The 14,222-nt window shown below is 40.5% G+C and carries 21 protein-coding genes, 2 tRNA genes and 1 pseudogene; 10 read left to right on the plus strand and 14 right to left on the minus strand.

Annotated features, from left to right (window positions below):
* Window positions 1–70: 70 nt before the first annotated feature.
* Both A9957_RS10025 and A9957_RS10030 read left to right on the plus strand, forming a co-directional pair.
* Complete coding sequence (locus A9957_RS10025; RefSeq protein ID WP_096712814.1) at window positions 71–364, plus strand: hypothetical protein; 294 nt, start codon at window positions 71–73, stop codon at window positions 362–364.
* A complete protein-coding gene (locus tag A9957_RS10030; RefSeq protein ID WP_096712813.1) occupies window positions 361–1,086 on the plus strand; it encodes a hypothetical protein in 726 nt (241 codons plus the stop codon). Before A9957_RS10025 ends, A9957_RS10030 begins: the two co-directional genes overlap by 4 nt.
* Before the next feature lie 369 nt (window positions 1,087–1,455).
* On the opposite strand, the gene A9957_RS10035 is transcribed toward A9957_RS10030, so the two are convergent.
* The 3 genes from A9957_RS10035 to A9957_RS10045 all read right to left on the minus strand — a co-directional run bounded on the left by A9957_RS10035 (window position 1,456) and on the right by A9957_RS10045 (window position 2,223).
* The gene (locus tag A9957_RS10035) at window positions 1,456–1,710 is read right to left on the minus strand and encodes a hypothetical protein (RefSeq protein WP_128754707.1); all 255 of its coding nucleotides are present in this window, start codon (window positions 1,708–1,710) and stop codon (window positions 1,456–1,458) included.
* Window positions 1,682–1,807: a hypothetical protein gene (locus A9957_RS10040; protein ID WP_258082633.1), complete on the minus strand. Its 126-nt coding sequence runs from the start codon at window positions 1,805–1,807 to the stop codon at window positions 1,682–1,684. Before A9957_RS10040 ends, A9957_RS10035 begins: the two co-directional genes overlap by 29 nt.
* 215 nt (window positions 1,808–2,022) lie before the next feature.
* On the minus strand, window positions 2,023–2,223 hold the full coding sequence (locus A9957_RS10045; protein WP_292344115.1) for a hypothetical protein: 201 nt from the start codon (window positions 2,221–2,223) through the stop codon (window positions 2,023–2,025).
* A 277-nt stretch (window positions 2,224–2,500) separates the two neighbouring features.
* On the opposite strand from A9957_RS10045, the pseudogene A9957_RS10050 reads away from it, so the two are divergent.
* The 4 genes and pseudogenes from A9957_RS10050 to A9957_RS10065 all read left to right on the plus strand — a co-directional run.
* Window positions 2,501–2,862, plus strand: a pseudogene (locus A9957_RS10050) (ISH3 family transposase); the annotation flags it as partial.
* Window positions 2,862–3,026 (plus strand): MTH865 family protein, encoded by a 165-nt coding sequence (locus A9957_RS10055; protein ID WP_128754800.1) that lies wholly within the window; start codon window positions 2,862–2,864, stop codon window positions 3,024–3,026. The pseudogene A9957_RS10050 and the gene A9957_RS10055, both read left to right, overlap by 1 nt.
* Window positions 3,027–3,122: 96 nt before the next feature.
* On the plus strand, window positions 3,123–3,779 hold the full coding sequence (locus tag A9957_RS10060) for a flavodoxin family protein (protein ID WP_292344116.1): 657 nt from the start codon (window positions 3,123–3,125) through the stop codon (window positions 3,777–3,779).
* 102 nt (window positions 3,780–3,881) lie between these two features.
* Window positions 3,882–4,577 carry a 4Fe-4S binding protein gene (locus tag A9957_RS10065; RefSeq protein ID WP_292344118.1) on the plus strand — a complete coding sequence of 232 codons (696 nt, stop codon included), beginning with the start codon at window positions 3,882–3,884 and terminating at the stop codon, window positions 4,575–4,577.
* A 114-nt stretch (window positions 4,578–4,691) separates the two neighbouring features.
* Here the strand turns inward: A9957_RS10065 and A9957_RS10070 are convergent, their stop codons facing one another.
* Window positions 4,692–5,189, minus strand: a complete 498-nt coding sequence (locus A9957_RS10070) for a flavodoxin family protein (RefSeq protein WP_128754799.1) — start codon at window positions 5,187–5,189, stop codon at window positions 4,692–4,694.
* Window positions 5,190–5,404: 215 nt separating this feature from the next.
* Between A9957_RS10070 and A9957_RS10075 the strand changes: the two genes are divergently transcribed.
* Both A9957_RS10075 and A9957_RS10080 read left to right on the plus strand, forming a co-directional pair.
* Entirely contained in the window at window positions 5,405–5,617 is a 213-nt protein-coding gene (locus A9957_RS10075; RefSeq protein ID WP_241645971.1) for a hypothetical protein, read from the plus strand.
* A gap of 161 nt (window positions 5,618–5,778) precedes the next feature.
* The gene (locus tag A9957_RS10080; RefSeq protein ID WP_096712805.1) at window positions 5,779–6,183 is read left to right on the plus strand and encodes a DUF2115 family protein; all 405 of its coding nucleotides are present in this window, start codon (window positions 5,779–5,781) and stop codon (window positions 6,181–6,183) included.
* Window positions 6,184–6,351: 168 nt separating this feature from the next.
* Here A9957_RS10080 and A9957_RS10085 read toward each other — a convergent pair whose 3' ends face one another.
* From A9957_RS10085 to A9957_RS10090, 3 genes are all read right to left on the minus strand, one after another.
* Window positions 6,352–7,203, minus strand: a complete 852-nt coding sequence (locus tag A9957_RS10085) for a DUF1638 domain-containing protein (protein WP_096712804.1) — start codon at window positions 7,201–7,203, stop codon at window positions 6,352–6,354.
* A 160-nt stretch (window positions 7,204–7,363) separates the two neighbouring features.
* On the minus strand, window positions 7,364–7,633 hold the full coding sequence (gene nrtS, locus A9957_RS10610; protein ID WP_096712803.1) for a nitrate/nitrite transporter NrtS: 270 nt from the start codon (window positions 7,631–7,633) through the stop codon (window positions 7,364–7,366).
* Window positions 7,634–7,748: 115 nt separating this feature from the next.
* Window positions 7,749–7,901 carry a hypothetical protein gene (locus tag A9957_RS10090; protein ID WP_164909049.1) on the minus strand — a complete coding sequence of 51 codons (153 nt, stop codon included), beginning with the start codon at window positions 7,899–7,901 and terminating at the stop codon, window positions 7,749–7,751.
* Between the two features lie 142 nt (window positions 7,902–8,043).
* Here A9957_RS10090 and A9957_RS10095 point away from each other — a divergent pair, with 142 nt between their 5' ends.
* Together A9957_RS10095 and A9957_RS10100 are read left to right on the plus strand one after the other, a co-directional pair.
* Window positions 8,044–8,796 carry a winged helix-turn-helix domain-containing protein gene (locus A9957_RS10095; RefSeq protein ID WP_096712802.1) on the plus strand — a complete coding sequence of 251 codons (753 nt, stop codon included), beginning with the start codon at window positions 8,044–8,046 and terminating at the stop codon, window positions 8,794–8,796.
* 166 nt (window positions 8,797–8,962) lie between these two features.
* The gene (locus A9957_RS10100; protein ID WP_096712801.1) at window positions 8,963–9,679 is read left to right on the plus strand and encodes a flavodoxin family protein; all 717 of its coding nucleotides are present in this window, start codon (window positions 8,963–8,965) and stop codon (window positions 9,677–9,679) included.
* Window positions 9,680–10,096: 417 nt separating this feature from the next.
* On the opposite strand, the gene A9957_RS10105 is transcribed toward A9957_RS10100, so the two are convergent.
* The 7 genes from A9957_RS10105 to A9957_RS10135 form a co-directional block, all read right to left on the minus strand.
* A tRNA-Leu gene (locus A9957_RS10105) sits at window positions 10,097–10,181 on the minus strand.
* A gap of 174 nt (window positions 10,182–10,355) precedes the next feature.
* A complete protein-coding gene (locus tag A9957_RS10110) occupies window positions 10,356–10,544 on the minus strand; it encodes a hypothetical protein (RefSeq protein WP_292344119.1) in 189 nt (62 codons plus the stop codon).
* A 127-nt stretch (window positions 10,545–10,671) separates the two neighbouring features.
* Window positions 10,672–10,743 (minus strand) — tRNA-Gly (locus tag A9957_RS10115).
* 85 nt (window positions 10,744–10,828) lie between these two features.
* On the minus strand, window positions 10,829–12,805 hold the full coding sequence (uvrB, locus tag A9957_RS10120) for an excinuclease ABC subunit UvrB (protein WP_292344120.1): 1,977 nt from the start codon (window positions 12,803–12,805) through the stop codon (window positions 10,829–10,831).
* A 33-nt stretch (window positions 12,806–12,838) separates the two neighbouring features.
* The gene (locus A9957_RS10125; RefSeq protein WP_292344122.1) at window positions 12,839–13,120 is read right to left on the minus strand and encodes a TIGR00304 family protein; all 282 of its coding nucleotides are present in this window, start codon (window positions 13,118–13,120) and stop codon (window positions 12,839–12,841) included.
* A 26-nt stretch (window positions 13,121–13,146) separates the two neighbouring features.
* Window positions 13,147–13,395: a DUF131 domain-containing protein gene (locus A9957_RS10130; protein ID WP_096712800.1), complete on the minus strand. Its 249-nt coding sequence runs from the start codon at window positions 13,393–13,395 to the stop codon at window positions 13,147–13,149.
* A gap of 23 nt (window positions 13,396–13,418) precedes the next feature.
* Window positions 13,419–14,168: a hypothetical protein gene (locus A9957_RS10135; protein WP_128754502.1), complete on the minus strand. Its 750-nt coding sequence runs from the start codon at window positions 14,166–14,168 to the stop codon at window positions 13,419–13,421.
* Window positions 14,169–14,222: the final 54 nt, after the last annotated feature.

Below are 14,222 nucleotides of genomic sequence, written 5' to 3' on the forward strand. Positions count from 1 at the left end.
TTGCAATAAAAACCAATTTATTTATAGCCTAACGACATATTTGAGTATACCAAAGCAATGAGGAAATTACATGTCAAACACAAGCAAACTACCAACTGTTCATTCTATCTTTGATGGACAAATCGGTGCACCAACATGTAAAGACTTCGCGGATTTGCCACGGGATGAACAATCTAAACGCCTTGAAGAAATGGCACGGAAGGCAACAACCCGTGCAGCAAAGGATGCTCTCGAAAATGGCAGGTCTATTACATTCCAACAGGGTAATGCTATTGTCAGGAAACATCCGGATGGTAGGATTGAAGTACTAAAAACACTTGAAAATGCATTTGTAACCCCAAAAAAACGTGTTTATAAGATATGAAACGGATTCGAATAATCGCGGGTCCAAATGGATCAGGCAAATCTACCCTGGTCAAACAATTTACTGAAGGTAAGCCCTGGTTACTAAATAAACAATTGCATGTTGATCCTGACAAACTTAATATCACAGACACTATTGATTTTGGAAAATTTGGGATACAAACAAATATATCCGAATTCAAAGACCATCTTTTAAAATCAACCCTATTCCCAAAAAGTAATATTGATATTGAAGATATCAAATTTGGAAACAATTGTCTTATCAATGATCTAAACAATCCATATGTTGGTTCACTGGTAGCAGATTTCATTAGAGATCAGCTAGTTGAGTCAGATATCAATTTATTTTCATTTGAAACAGTATTTTCACATGAATCTAAACTTGAATTCATGGAACGAGCTAAGCAAAAAGGTTGGAGCCTATACCTTTATTTTGTAAGTACATCAGATATTACAATTAATCAAGATCGAGTGAAAGAACGTGCTGAGAAAGGAGAGCATAGTGTTCCTGATCAAAAAATAATAGATCGATATATAAAATCAAATAACTTTTTATATGACGCATCAAAGCTATGCAGAAGAGCATATGTATTCGACAATTCAACTGAAGGTTCAGCTGTCTTAATTGCAGAAAAAGATGTTGATGGAACAATTTTGATAAAAACTGAAAATCAGTTACCACGCTGGGTTGTTACATATCTTTTTTCGAAACTTGAATCTTAATTTATCCTGTTTCATAAAATTGATACTGATGATATGAAAATATCATTTTGAATTATTTTTTGGTCAGCGATGTGAATTATCGGTCAAATCGAATTTTCGGACAAAATAGTAGTTCAGCCCTGATCTTCACCAGGATGCACTGTTCGGGATAGCCGTAGGTTGTGTTTTCAAGAATAATGGAACCAGAACCTACATCTGAAGAGTCGTATATTTTGGAGGAGAGATGGATTGTTCTTTTTGTAGTCGTTGTTTGCCCAGGTCTTGTTAAACAAAACCCTGATATAATATATTAATTGTGCAAATAGAATACAGATGTCTAATGCTCTTGTCTGACATAACTCCATAACTAAACAGGCTGTCCGACAAAACTCATACCCTCGTCCCTCCCCTATCCGCAAGTTTCTCAATAACCCTCTCCGCAACCTCATCGATCCGACCTTTCCGTTTACGTCTCTCATACTCTCCAACAATATGATCAACTGCCGCACTTTTCTTGCACTTCCTCTCCTTCATCACCCTGTGGATTACCGAAAGAGTATTTTTATCCACGGTTGTATGGATAATTGCCCTCAGAAAGCCACCTCCTGCAAGAAGATCAGTCCTTGTCCTCCTCGTATAGTTCATTCAGTTCTCTGGACAACTCGTTGGCCTTCTCCAGCACCTCCGGTGAATTGGCGATTTTGGCAAGATTTACCTGCGTGCGGGAAACGTTCTGGTTCACATTGACCTCCACACCCTTTTCACTAAGTTCCGGACAACTGCGCTCCAGCCACCAGGCAGCCGCCCGCCAGTTTTTAGCCGCGGCCCTTTAGATAATGGCAACATTGCGCGCTATGGCCTCGGCGCGGGCCTTTTTAACCTCGAAATAAAAATAAAATTTGATTTGTGGCTCAGATATGATAGCCACAATTTGAGGTGTTGATAACACTAAATTAATCAAAATATTTCATGCCCGTTCTTATCTCCTCTGCCAATCCCCTTATACACAAACCCTGCATCAATGAAAGCATCCGGCTCCCCCACATTCCTGCCATCCACGATAACAGGATGTGTCTGTCCGGACAACTCCTGCAACTGCCCGGGATACAGAGAATAATACGGCCTGTGGCCTGCAAAGATCACGCTATGTCCACACACATTACGAAAGGATACTCCTGCTCTAAAAGTTGAATATATACATACAGTACTTAGCTAATTTTGAGCACCTGAACTTAACAACACCTCCCGATAGCTTTATATGTGGCGAGAACGCCGCCATATGTCATTTCCACCATCCAATTCAAGGACATGTGAGAAGGTTGAATTAAGACCAAAACAGTGTATTGATGCTGCTCTTAAACCACTTTTAAAGAATATCGATCTCAGGATAAACGGTTCACTTACCTCTAAAGATCTATTTTACACTGCCATGTGTATGGCAGTGGATAAGAGTTCGGTTCATTCGCATCAAAACACTATCAAGAGATTCCATGTGAAACATCTTTGAGATATCATCTCAGGAAACTAAGTCTTGAAGAACTTATCCTGACAAATCAAAGCATTCTTCTTCACAGTTCTGTCGGTACTCTGAAACCAGAAAAAAAGTATGAGTTTGCTATCGATTTTACAAATGATCCATATTATGGAAAAGTTGATTCATTCAATCAAGACTACGTTATACGTAGTCAGGCCAAGAAATCAACAAACTCTTTTTATTCATATGTATCACTGTCCATTATAAACAAGAACGAGAGATTTACTCTTGCAGTTCTTCCTGTTGAAAGGAATAAAACAAAATGAGCGTAAAAGAAGAAATCCATTCCCAGATTGTTGGAGCACTGGCAGATGCATCATTCCCTATAAACTCACCTGAAGAGCTTCTTGCAGCAATGCCTGCTGGTGCAGACACTAAATGTAAAGCAGGAGATGTCGAGATTACCGCAGGAGAAGCAGGTCGCTGACACCCTCGTTGAAAGGGCTGGGTTGTAATAACCACACCCTTTTGCACACAACACTTAAGATGTTTACAAACTGATTGTCAATAGGAGGGAATAATAATGAAAATTCTTGGTGTATCAGGTTCCCCTATCAAAGACAGTAATGCGGATCGTGCTCTAAAAGCAGCCCTTGAAGCAACAGGCATGGAATACGAATTTGTCAAGCTTATTGATTATACTGTTGCTCCCTGTAAGGCTTGCCTGGGCTGTGTAAAAACGAATGTCTGTGTAATTAAAGACGACGGCATTGCTTTGGCAGAAAAAGCTAAAGAAGCAGATGCTCTTATTATTGCAGGTTTTACACCATATTCCACCCTTGATTCGCGCACAAAAGCATTTATTGAACGACTGTATCCACTCCGCCATCAATATGGATTCATGCAAGGAAAACCCGGGGGAGCAATAATCACATCTGCAATCCCGAAGGATTTTGAGATGATGCCACCCGCCTCTGATAACGGTATCAATGCAATTACATATTACATGATGGAAGAAGGGATGGAGGCTGTAGGCTCTGTTAGGATCCTTGGCAATAATCCATGTGTTCGATGCAGATTTGGAGACGAATGTGACATGAGCGGTATCAAGATGATGTTTGGTCCAGATGCAACAAAAGAGTCTGTAGGAATAAACAAATTTGAGGACCAACCTGAAGCTGTCAATGCCGCAAAAGAACTGGGCAAGAATATTGCAGAATACCTGAAGTCAAAAGAATAAACCAGAAATGCTTACAGTATATTTTTTAAACGCTGTGTACAATGTTTTACTGTGGTATTTTTGAATAGTATCATAAATAGTTCTTGTCAAAAGGAGATAAAAATGACAGAAAACAATATTACAGAAGATTTGAGAAACATGGCCTCTGAGTTAGGTGTAGATTTTATCAGTATAACCAATAAATCCTGCTTTGAAGATTCAGATTATACTGGAAACAAACCCCAGGATGTAATGGAAAATTTACAATCAGTAATAATCCTGGGGGTTTCTGTACCACGAGGAGCATTTGAAACGTTACCAGAGGGCAGAGGCGAATATACAAATACACTTATGGCAGCTACAACTACATTGAGAGTCATTGCATTCAAGTTAGCCAAACTTATTGAAAAAGAAGGTTATATGGCAACGATTGCTCCAAGTGAAGGAAGTGAGTACGGTTACTGGTATGCCAATCGTGAGACACTTAAAGCAGATTTATCTTTCAAATATGCTGCTTATCGTGCAGGCGTGGGGAACTTTGGTATGAATCATCTTCTGATAACAAAGGACTTTGGATCTAAAGTACGTATGGCTGCTATACTGACGGATGCACCATTGGATACAGAAGAAAAAACCGATTTGCCATTTATAAATGATGCATGCAGTGAATGCATGAAGTGTATCGAAGTGTGTCCGGTTGATGCTCTTACATCAGAAGGGGTCATTCATAGAGAAAAATGCGCTGAGTATATGTTTAATGTTCTTGGCGGACTTCGATGCGGACTATGCATTAAAGTGTGCCCTTTGAACAATTTCTAATTGATTCAAGTATGGGAAAAATAAAAGATAAAATAAGCTCAAACTGAGTTGTGATTAATCTTTGTTAATAGCACTTGAACCCCCGATGAATTGCAGGAAATCAGAAATATCCAGTCACTGAACCTTTGCCTGAATTTCTTTTGCGAATTCCCTTGCCTTCTGTACACGAGATTCGTCAGGCTGACCCTTTGTGGAAGGACCCATCTGAGCAAACTCTCTCATTTGTGGATCATCGGATTCCAGCAACCTGTCGATTAGAGGTTGTGCCAACTCACCCTGACAATCAAATGTACCAAGATAATTTCCAGTGGCTGCGATATCCTTGCAGGAGCCGGTCCATGAATGAATGGCTTCGGTTCCTTCGGGAACAGCATGGGTCATGAAAAATGCTATATTCTTACCAGCTACATTCTCTTTTACAACTTCAGAGACATTTTCTGGAATGTTGAATTGCTGGACCGGAAAACCCACAAACACGAGATCATAACCTTCGAAGTTGCTTACATCTTTGATGTCTTTGATATCCTTCTCACCGGTAATTTCCTCATATATTGCTTCAGCTATTTTCTTTGTATTTCCTGTCTGTGACATATATGTTACTAATGTTTTCATATAATCCCTCCTATAATTACTTAAAAATTACTTGTTCCTATCTTATATAGATATGGGTTAGTGAAATGCCTTTTTTCGTTTTCGGTACAGTATGGCAACTCAAGTATAGATGAGAATGTAGATTTATGAAATCAGGTACAATTAGAGGCCTTATGGGGATTGAGACAAGATAACTGGCTCAATACCTTGTTGGTAAAAAGAAAACCGTTGATTTTGTGTCACAAGGATATGAAATTGAAAGACAGGACAATATGGAAATAAGGAAGTTGATTCTTGATATATCCTATGTTGAGTGGAAAAATCTAGGTTTTTCAAAAGGAACATTGCATTACATGAAACAAAATGCAAAAGCAGACAAGCCTTTTAAACTTAATGCTCATGTAAGAGAACGTTTAGAACAATGGGAAAAACTTGTTGCAAATGCTTGAATTTGGTGTCGCTTAGCTGTCCTTTTTGTCTCTTTGAGTGGGAATTCAGGAGACAAATGTAGGCGACAGACAAGAGACAGAACAGACGGACACAAAAGACAAACTAAGCGAAACTATAGCTTGAAAGATGTTTCATATAAAAAAATGAGGAGGGATTTCATATGAATTCATGTGAACTATTATTTTTATTACAAAAAGAAGCTTCCAATTTATCTTCAGGGTATCTAGCAAGGGTTAATAAAAAAGAAACAGGGGATATTCAGGGTCCTCGTGGGAGTCTTCAGTATAATATTGAATATCTTGCAAAATATAACCGTAAGAAATTTTATGAATTAAAAGAAAGAAATTGCACAGATTTGTCCGAGGAGATTGATACTGGAAAGCTTGAAGATTTTAGTTTCAGGATTAACAAGTATATGGATGAGTATGCTCCCGATCAAAGGTATTTGAAGGAATATACCCGTATTATTTCCACATATCTGACTTTTATAGTGAAAGAACCACTTCATCCGCCAGGAATGTACATGGATGAAAATCAGACGGTTTTTGAAAACGATGGCATTTAATTACTGTCCTGCAAAGAGTGAGCATATATTAGAGGAAATGTCCCTGTGCAAATACTGTGTTTGCAGAGCAACATAACTATTGCCTGTCTATAGGTAGCTATTTAGTACATACTTAATCAGCACTATACTTAATTCACTTGGGTAACTCCAACTATGTTAAAAACAATATCAATCTGAGTCTTTACATACCGCAAGTTTCGCATTCATATAGGAGTCAATTGCTATTTTCATAGTGCCGTTAATATTGATGATATCCATGTCAAAGGTTTTTGCGAACTCCGATGCGTTTATGGAAAAGTCAGCATTGTCAGAATCCAGTCTGTTTATCTTGAAGAGATGGCTGTAATTTGGATCATTCAGATAGTTGTAATCATTGGATGGTCTATCCGGCTTTATCCTCTCTTTCATGTAAGTAATCCACATCGGGGTTGCATAGAAGACACCTTTTCCTAGTTGATCGGTTTTCGTGTACGCATCGTTGCCACCAAGTGCGGTACTGATGCAATCTTCCACAACCTCACTGTTATTGTCTTTCAGGAAATAAACAGGACAATCAAGTGACTTTAACTTGGTCTTGGATTCATAACTGTAAGCGCATTTCCCGTAGAAAAGCAGGATTCCATCCGAAAACTTTGCCATATCTCTGGCATTGCGGTATACTTCAGAATGCAGACGATCCGTATCAGCATGCAGGTCTTTTGGAAGGAGATTCACTACAATAATGAGATGATCACATTTTCCTGCTTTAAGAGCATAGTGTATCTTCTTGAAAATAGAAAACTTTGGAAAACGCAAAATGCCTTCAGAGAACAGATTTCTACTATTTTCCATAACAATAGCAGATAACCTATCAAAAGGAAATATGAAAGGTCGCATGCCTCTGGACTTCAGTTTCCTCGTCAATCTGAAACTGTTCGTATCTTCAACTAAATACAATTGTCTGATGTCATGATCAATTGAGAGGACATGTACAAGTTCATCTTCAAGCATTTCACATGCAACTATACTCAGAACAGGCATGATTAGATCAGTTTTATTAATTGCTGCTACTTATTTCATTCTTCAGGATCTAGACAAGTTCATCCTAGAGTATTTTACAGGCCAATACACTTAATGCAGACATATTTTTCTCCGAATTTATTTATGCAATTCTCTGTTACTTTTATGAAATTCCACACTATCAATAAGTTATTGGAGTTTTTGACCGACACGCTCTAAGATATCCATAGCTGGAAACACAAAATGGTATTACAAAGTTCATCCCGACTTTGAACCATGTAAAAGTAGTTGCCGCTCCACTTGCAATGACATCACCTTGATTAATGGCTGACAATAGTAAGCCAACAACAAGTACTACCGGGATGCAGAAGCGCAGAGCTTCTCCATTAAAAAATAGTCGAAATGCTTCGATCCATGCTTTCCATTCGGTACCTTTCAAAAAATCCTCCAATAGAACTTGCTAACTTCAATCGCATAATTTAAATAGTTTTTCAGAAGAGAGGGGAAAAAGGAAAAGGTTTCAGAACCTTGTCCTTTCAGCAATTACAGCCACAGCATTTTTCTGTTTACATAAGTGATGCAATCTCTCCACCAAGTTTTGCAATGGGGCAATCATCGCTATGTGTCTCACATGCAAAGCATGCACCTTTCACACTTTCTAATGACTTTTCAAGCTCTTCCTTAGTAACTGTTTTATCTGTATATTTCCACGTTGGCATATATTTTACCTCAATATGCTATATGCAAGTTATTCATATATACTTAATCGGCACTGCACTATACATAGTATATTCAGGTAACTTGAATAACTCTTAAAGTTTCACTGAAAACTCTTATTAACGATGCGCCTAAATCACTATTATGAGCAAAAGATCAGAGTCCGAATTAAATGACATCAAGGAAAAACTCGATGAGATACAGAATGATATGAAGGCATTCATTGAAGATTCCAACAGGGAACACCTCGAAACCATTCTGGCTTTTGTCCGAAATGACTATTCCAATGCCCTGGAAAAACACCTCTCTAACGATATAAAAGAAGGCCTTGCAAAGAATATGGTCGAAAAATGTGAAAGGCTCGAAGTATGCAGACCGTACTTTACAGGTATGTTGCAAAAGAATGCAGCTCTTATCAAACAGGATTCGGTTGACAGTGAAACTATTGATAGCAACCGTGCGGAAATTAAACACATGAGAGAAATCCTGCCTTACAAGAAATGTGACATCTGTCTCGCCGAGACAGGCGACCTTTTTGAAAAACAGGTCAATCTCATGAAGTCCATGAGAATCTATGAAGTAAACAAGGATAAGAAGCAGTATATATCACAGCTTCCAACAGAAGATGTAGTCGATGACATGCTGGAATCTTTATGTCATGCAAAACGTTTCGAGATCTTAAAAGCTATTTCTGGTCAAACGATGAGTTTCTCTGCTCTTTCCAAACTTACAGACCTTCGTGGAGGGAACCTTTTGTTCCATCTTCAGAAACTTACTGATAGCGGCATGATCCTCCAACAGCATGAAAGGGGTGATTATATGATCACCAGTAAAGGATTCAAGGTGATGGAAGGTATCGGTGACATTTATTCTTCTCTCGCTCCAGGAGAAAACTGATTTCCAATTTTCCATAGTATAACTTTTAAGGTCACTATATTATACTAACTACTTAACAGTGCCCCGAATCTTTTTTAATGTTCAAGTTAATTATCATATAGTTAATTCGATGCGTTGTTGCATTTTATTCATCGGTAAAATAATTCATAGATAAGGAGTTTAAAAGATGAAAATACTCGGAATATCAGGAAGCCCAAGGGCAGAATCACGCTCAGGCTCTATTAAAGTTGTAAAGAAGATCGTGGAGAATACAGGATGTGAATATGAACTTATTTCACTGCACGGTAAAAACATAGGTGGATGCATCGCATGTATGGCATGCGTTGAGGACAACGTATGTAAAGTACATGATGACATGGAAACCCTGCGTGATAAAATTGTTGAAGCCGACGCATATGTTTTGGGTGGTGTCAACTATTTTGACACATTGAACGCAGCGATGCTTTCTTTCATGGAAAGATGGTATCAGTTCAGGCACCGTGAAGCTGATATCCTTTGGGGAAAACTTGCAGTTACTATGAGTCTTGGTGGCCATAATCCTGCACCAGCTACTGATGTTCTAAATAAAATCTGTTTCGCTAACGTGATTAAAGTCGTAGACAATGTTCAGGGAATAGGTGCTGCTGGCTGCCACTATTGCGGATACGGTGAAACCTGCAAGGTTGGCATACCCTACCTTCTACAAGGACCTGATGTTGCCCCTATCACCCTGGAAACAACTCCCGATGTTACAAAAGATGAAGAATTAATGCAGGCAGCCGAAGATGCAGGGAAGAAACTTGGCGATATGCTCCGTTCACCTGATTACAGCCGTGGGAAAACCGTACAGGAACTAATGCAAATGATGGAAGCCATGAAAGCAGAACGCTCCAATATTCTGTGAAAAGCTCTGCCCCATCTGCAAAGGTGCACGTGCTGGCAACAGTCTATGTAAAACACTACAGAACATTGAACTGAAGATAACAGGTCCAAATGGTTGTCCATGGGGTAAGGCTAGAACTAATTACTATGGTGTCACGCCTGACCAGCCAATTCCAAAATAAGTACTAAAAAGTAAAAGGTCATAGAAACCTTTTATCGCATCTTTTTCAAATAACAAATTATACCCTTATTAAAACAAATCATTATTTTTATTTTCTGATGTATTGGTTATAATAATTTTCTAATTGTTAGATTTGCAAAAAAATAATTATTTTAGAATGTCTCCTAACAATCTTGAAGGAACTTAAATTTGAACTACTAACTTTCTAAGATTCTGAGTATCTATTTTTCAGGATACCTGTAACCCAAAAAAAACAGATGCGGGGAGTGGGATTCGAACCCACGAACTTCTACAAGACAGGGTCCTAAGCCCTGCGCCTTTGGCCTGGCTGGGCAACCCCCGCAAAAAGATTGAAAAGTATTGCACATATTTCCATATCTACAACCTGTACTTATCTTACGACTGTGTGGAAAGTGGTCTTACATGGGCACACATAGATATTAATGTTGCGCAAAAATATCATTCAATCCTTGTGGCAATTTCATGACGTTTCAGGGAATCCGGCAACTCATGCGGGTCATAGCCCAGCCGGAAGAAAGTACCTTTGCGTTCGTCCACCAATACTGGCAAGGATGCGAGTATCCCGCAAATCGATTTCCCACAGCTTAAGGGCCAGTTCATGATTATTTCCGATCTCCTTTGCAATGCTGCGCAGAACCGGTATTGAAATTCCCACTGCTTCTGGTGTAATACCATACTTTTCCATACCATCCACAGCAGTTGGATTTGCATTCTCATGCAACTTTTCAAGAATGGTATCTGTTATTGTAATGAAAAGACATCAAATACTTACTAATAAAAATCTTTGTCCAAAACAGGATTGTAAGAAAAAGTGCGTCGACCGGGATTCGAACCCGGGTTTAGGGCTTGGAAGGCCCCAGTCATAGCCACTAGACCATCAACGCTCACTGCAACCTCTTGATAGTATTTTTTAGATATAACCCTTTCGGCCATGCCACAACACATGGTTTTGCCAGCAACAGAATACAATTACAGGGAATAGGTTTCCCTCATTTCCCTGATAGCATCCCTCAGCCGGGCTGCTTCCTCGAATTCCAGGTTGCGGGCAGCCTCATGCATCTCCGCCTCCATATCAATAAGCATGCTATTGGCCTCCATTTTGGAAAGACCCATGTCAACTCCGGTAGCAGGAGTGGATACCTCTTCAGCCTCCACAATTTCACGCTGAATTTCCTTCATGATACTGGTCGGTGTGATGTTATGCTTGCGATTGAATTCCAGTTGCAGATTACGCCTCCTTTCCATCTCACTCATTGCACGGGACATTGAACCGGTAATCCTGTCCGCATACATAATAGCATAAGCATCCACATTCCGAGAAGCCCGGCCAATCGTCTGGATAAGAGAGCGTTCCGACCTGAGAAAACCTTCCTTATCTGCATCAAGTATTGCCACAAGAGCGACCTCGGGAATGTCCAATCCTTCACGTAACAGGTTAATCCCCACAAGCACATCAAAGGTGCCCTTACGCAATTCCCGCACGATCTCAGCCCGCTCCAGGGTATCAATATCCGAATGCATATAGCGCACCCTGATACCCATCTCCAGCAGGTAGTCAGTCAGATCCTCAGCCATTTTCTTTGTCAGAGTTGTCACAAGAGTCCTGTAACCGCTTTCCGATACCTTCCGGACTTCTTCCATCAGGTCATCGATTTGATTTGCCACAGGCCTGACCTGGACCGGTGGGTCAACCAGCCCTGTCGGACGAATGATCTGCTCCACTACCTGATCACTCAATCCCAGCTCATAATCCGCAGGTGTGGCGGAAACATAAACAGCCTGATTGATTCTCTCCTCGAATTCCCTGTAATTCAGAGGGCGGTTGTCATAGGCAGAAGGCAAACGGAACCCATATTCAATGAGAGATTTTTTGCGTGCCCGATCCCCGTTATGCATCCCCCCTATCTGCGGGATAGTCACATGGGATTCATCGATGATGAGCAAATAATCATCCGGAAAGAAATCCAGCAGTGAAGAAGGAGCCTCACCTGGTTTGCGGCCATCAAAATGACGGGAATAATTTTCAATACCACTGCAATACCCAAGCTCTTCTATCATTTCGATATCAAACCTTGTGCGTTGCATGATACGCTGGGCTTCCAGTAATTGACCCTGTTTTTCAAATTCGGCAACTGTATCCTTCAATTCCTCTTCAATAGATACGAGGGCACGATCAATCTGTGACTGGGGCATAACAAAATGCTTGGCAGGATATATCACAACCTGCATATCGTCTTCCACTTCACGTACAACCTTGCCGGTAAGTGGTTCAAAATAGGATATCCTGTCAATCTCATCCCCGAACATCTCTACCCGCACTGCTACATTATCCTGCGCCGGGAAAATCTCAACAGTGTCCCCACGGGCACGAAAAGTACCCTGGGTGAATTCCACATCATTCCTTTCATACTGGATATCTACAAGTTTACTGAATATCCAGCTCCTGTCAACCTCATCCCCCGGTTTCATAAAAAGGGACATTTCCTGCCATTCCCTGGGAGAACCCAGATTGTAGATGCATGACACACTGGATACAACAATCACATCCCTGCGCTCCATAAGCGACTTGGTGGCAGACAGCCTCAACCTGTCTATCTCTTCATTGATGGAAGAATCCTTTTCAATGTAGGTATCAGTTGTGGGAAGATAGGCCTCAGGCTGGTAATAATCGTAATAACTGACAAAATATTCCACCGCGTTGTCCGGGAAAAAGTCGCGGAATTCTGAAAACAACTGGGCTGCAAGGGTTTTGTTATGAGCAATTACAAGGGTAGGCCTCTGCACATTTTGAATGACATTTGCCATTGTGAAGGTTTTACCTGAACCGGTCACACCCAGCAGTGTCTGGTGTGTGAAACCATCGTTTATACCATTCGAGAGGTTTTCGATCGCCTGTGGCTGGTCACCACGCGGACTGTAGTTTGATACAAGTTCAAACTCCGGCATACTACATCCTGTCTGTTGTGAAAACGTATATAATTATACCAATATTACCACCAAAAGGTAAATCAGCATCAGAATGATGGCAAGCACCATCGCCTTTTTAGAAGCATTGCTGTCTGAGCCAAAAATTATCGGCAGGGGGCCGATCATGATCACTCCTCCACTTTTGACATTGGAGCGAAAATAATCCCCCTTGTCATCTTTTTGAACTCCATTCACAGTACCATGTGCCTGTGATAACGACTGTTTTTTGTGAAATACATTTTGTTCACTGATACCCCGTATTATCAGGAAAATGCCAAACCCAATAAGAACCATACCTCCGTAAACTAGTATATTCCCGATCAACGGTTAGTCCTCCATAACAAAATGTAAATCCCAAATATTAAAAGTCCTAATAGAAGCATTGAATAGGAAACACCTTCAGAAGACCCTATCACAATGGGGATAGGACCTATAAGCACAAGCCCGCCAAATTCTGCGTGACCTGCATTTTCATAAATCGCTTTTATAATAAGACCTAAGGACAATAGAAAAAAGCCGATTGCAACCAGCACGAAACCCTTTATTATAGAATTTTCTGCTGAGTTCATGAGAAAAGATTAGGTTTCAGATATTAAATATCATTCCTCTGGATGTAACCCGGAGAAAAAGACTGATGAACTGAAGATTGCTCTTCCATATCGCCCACATAAAGATACTCCCGATTGGTGCGATTGCCCCGTCTCTGGAGGAGACCTTTACGATACATCCGGGAAAGGTATGTGGACACAGTGCTCAGTTTGATTGGGCCATACACTTGCTCATACTGATGCTGTATTTCCTGAGAAGTACCCCACATACGTGGAAACTCGTATTTCAGGAACAATTCAAGTCTTTCACTTATTGTCAACGAGGGATCTGATTTTGATTTATTCACCTGTTGAGAAGGAAAGGACCGGTTTACACTACCACCTTGCTGTCCCTGCTGGACATGAGGTGGCTGGGACATCGATGGTGCCTGGGTGGTGGGTTGCATGGGAGGTAATGGTTGTGGCATCATCGACGGGTAGTAAACCGGTGGGTAATACATTGGATTATAGTAATGTTGTGCAGGCACAGGCGGATAATTTGGAGGTACCATCTGTGGCGGAACCTGTTGATGCTGTGGTGGATATTGAACACCGGAATGTGAAGGAGTATTTACTTCATTACTGTTTTGTGATTGTGAAGAAAGGTTAAAAGATGAAGATTCTTCCGATGGAGGTTGCGCCTCTCCGAACATGTTGATAAACTGGATCGAGCGATTCTGCCAAGTATCCCCTTCAAATTGGACTCTGGCAACCTCGTTGTCATCATCATCGAATAACTCGAGTCGAATCTTCATCTTTCAGCCTCTGCATAAGTCCATCCATCCCCTCAGATGTAATGGAGTGCAAAG

It is taken from the genome of Methanohalophilus sp. DAL1 (assembly GCF_001683555.1).
Lineage (GTDB): Archaea > Halobacteriota > Methanosarcinia > Methanosarcinales > Methanosarcinaceae > Methanohalophilus > Methanohalophilus euhalobius.

Excerpts from the sequence above, each read along its gene's own strand:
- A9957_RS10025 (WP_096712814.1), top strand. The coding sequence starts at position 71 with ATGTCAAACACAAGCAAACTACCAACTGTTCATTCTATCTTTGATGGA.
- A9957_RS10030 (WP_096712813.1), top strand. The coding sequence starts at position 361 with ATGAAACGGATTCGAATAATCGCGGGTCCAAATGGATCAGGCAAATCT.
- A9957_RS10035 (WP_128754707.1), bottom strand. The coding sequence starts at position 1,710 with ATGAACTATACGAGGAGGACAAGGACTGATCTTCTTGCAGGAGGTGGC.
- A9957_RS10055 (WP_128754800.1), top strand. The coding sequence starts at position 2,862 with ATGAGCGTAAAAGAAGAAATCCATTCCCAGATTGTTGGAGCACTGGCA.
- A9957_RS10060 (WP_292344116.1), top strand. The coding sequence starts at position 3,123 with ATGAAAATTCTTGGTGTATCAGGTTCCCCTATCAAAGACAGTAATGCG.
- A9957_RS10065 (WP_292344118.1), top strand. The coding sequence starts at position 3,882 with ATGACAGAAAACAATATTACAGAAGATTTGAGAAACATGGCCTCTGAG.
- A9957_RS10070 (WP_128754799.1), bottom strand. The coding sequence starts at position 5,189 with ATGAAAACATTAGTAACATATATGTCACAGACAGGAAATACAAAGAAA.
- A9957_RS10080 (WP_096712805.1), top strand. The coding sequence starts at position 5,779 with ATGAATTCATGTGAACTATTATTTTTATTACAAAAAGAAGCTTCCAAT.
- A9957_RS10085 (WP_096712804.1), bottom strand. The coding sequence starts at position 7,203 with ATGCCTGTTCTGAGTATAGTTGCATGTGAAATGCTTGAAGATGAACTT.
- A9957_RS10090 (WP_164909049.1), bottom strand. The coding sequence starts at position 7,901 with ATGCCAACGTGGAAATATACAGATAAAACAGTTACTAAGGAAGAGCTT.
- A9957_RS10095 (WP_096712802.1), top strand. The coding sequence starts at position 8,044 with ATGAGCAAAAGATCAGAGTCCGAATTAAATGACATCAAGGAAAAACTC.
- A9957_RS10100 (WP_096712801.1), top strand. The coding sequence starts at position 8,963 with ATGAAAATACTCGGAATATCAGGAAGCCCAAGGGCAGAATCACGCTCA.
- A9957_RS10110 (WP_292344119.1), bottom strand. The coding sequence starts at position 10,544 with ATGGAAAAGTATGGTATTACACCAGAAGCAGTGGGAATTTCAATACCG.
- uvrB (WP_292344120.1), bottom strand. The coding sequence starts at position 12,805 with ATGCCGGAGTTTGAACTTGTATCAAACTACAGTCCGCGTGGTGACCAG.
- A9957_RS10125 (WP_292344122.1), bottom strand. The coding sequence starts at position 13,120 with ATGGTTCTTATTGGGTTTGGCATTTTCCTGATAATACGGGGTATCAGT.
- A9957_RS10130 (WP_096712800.1), bottom strand. The coding sequence starts at position 13,395 with ATGAACTCAGCAGAAAATTCTATAATAAAGGGTTTCGTGCTGGTTGCA.
- A9957_RS10135 (WP_128754502.1), bottom strand. The coding sequence starts at position 14,168 with ATGAAGATTCGACTCGAGTTATTCGATGATGATGACAACGAGGTTGCC.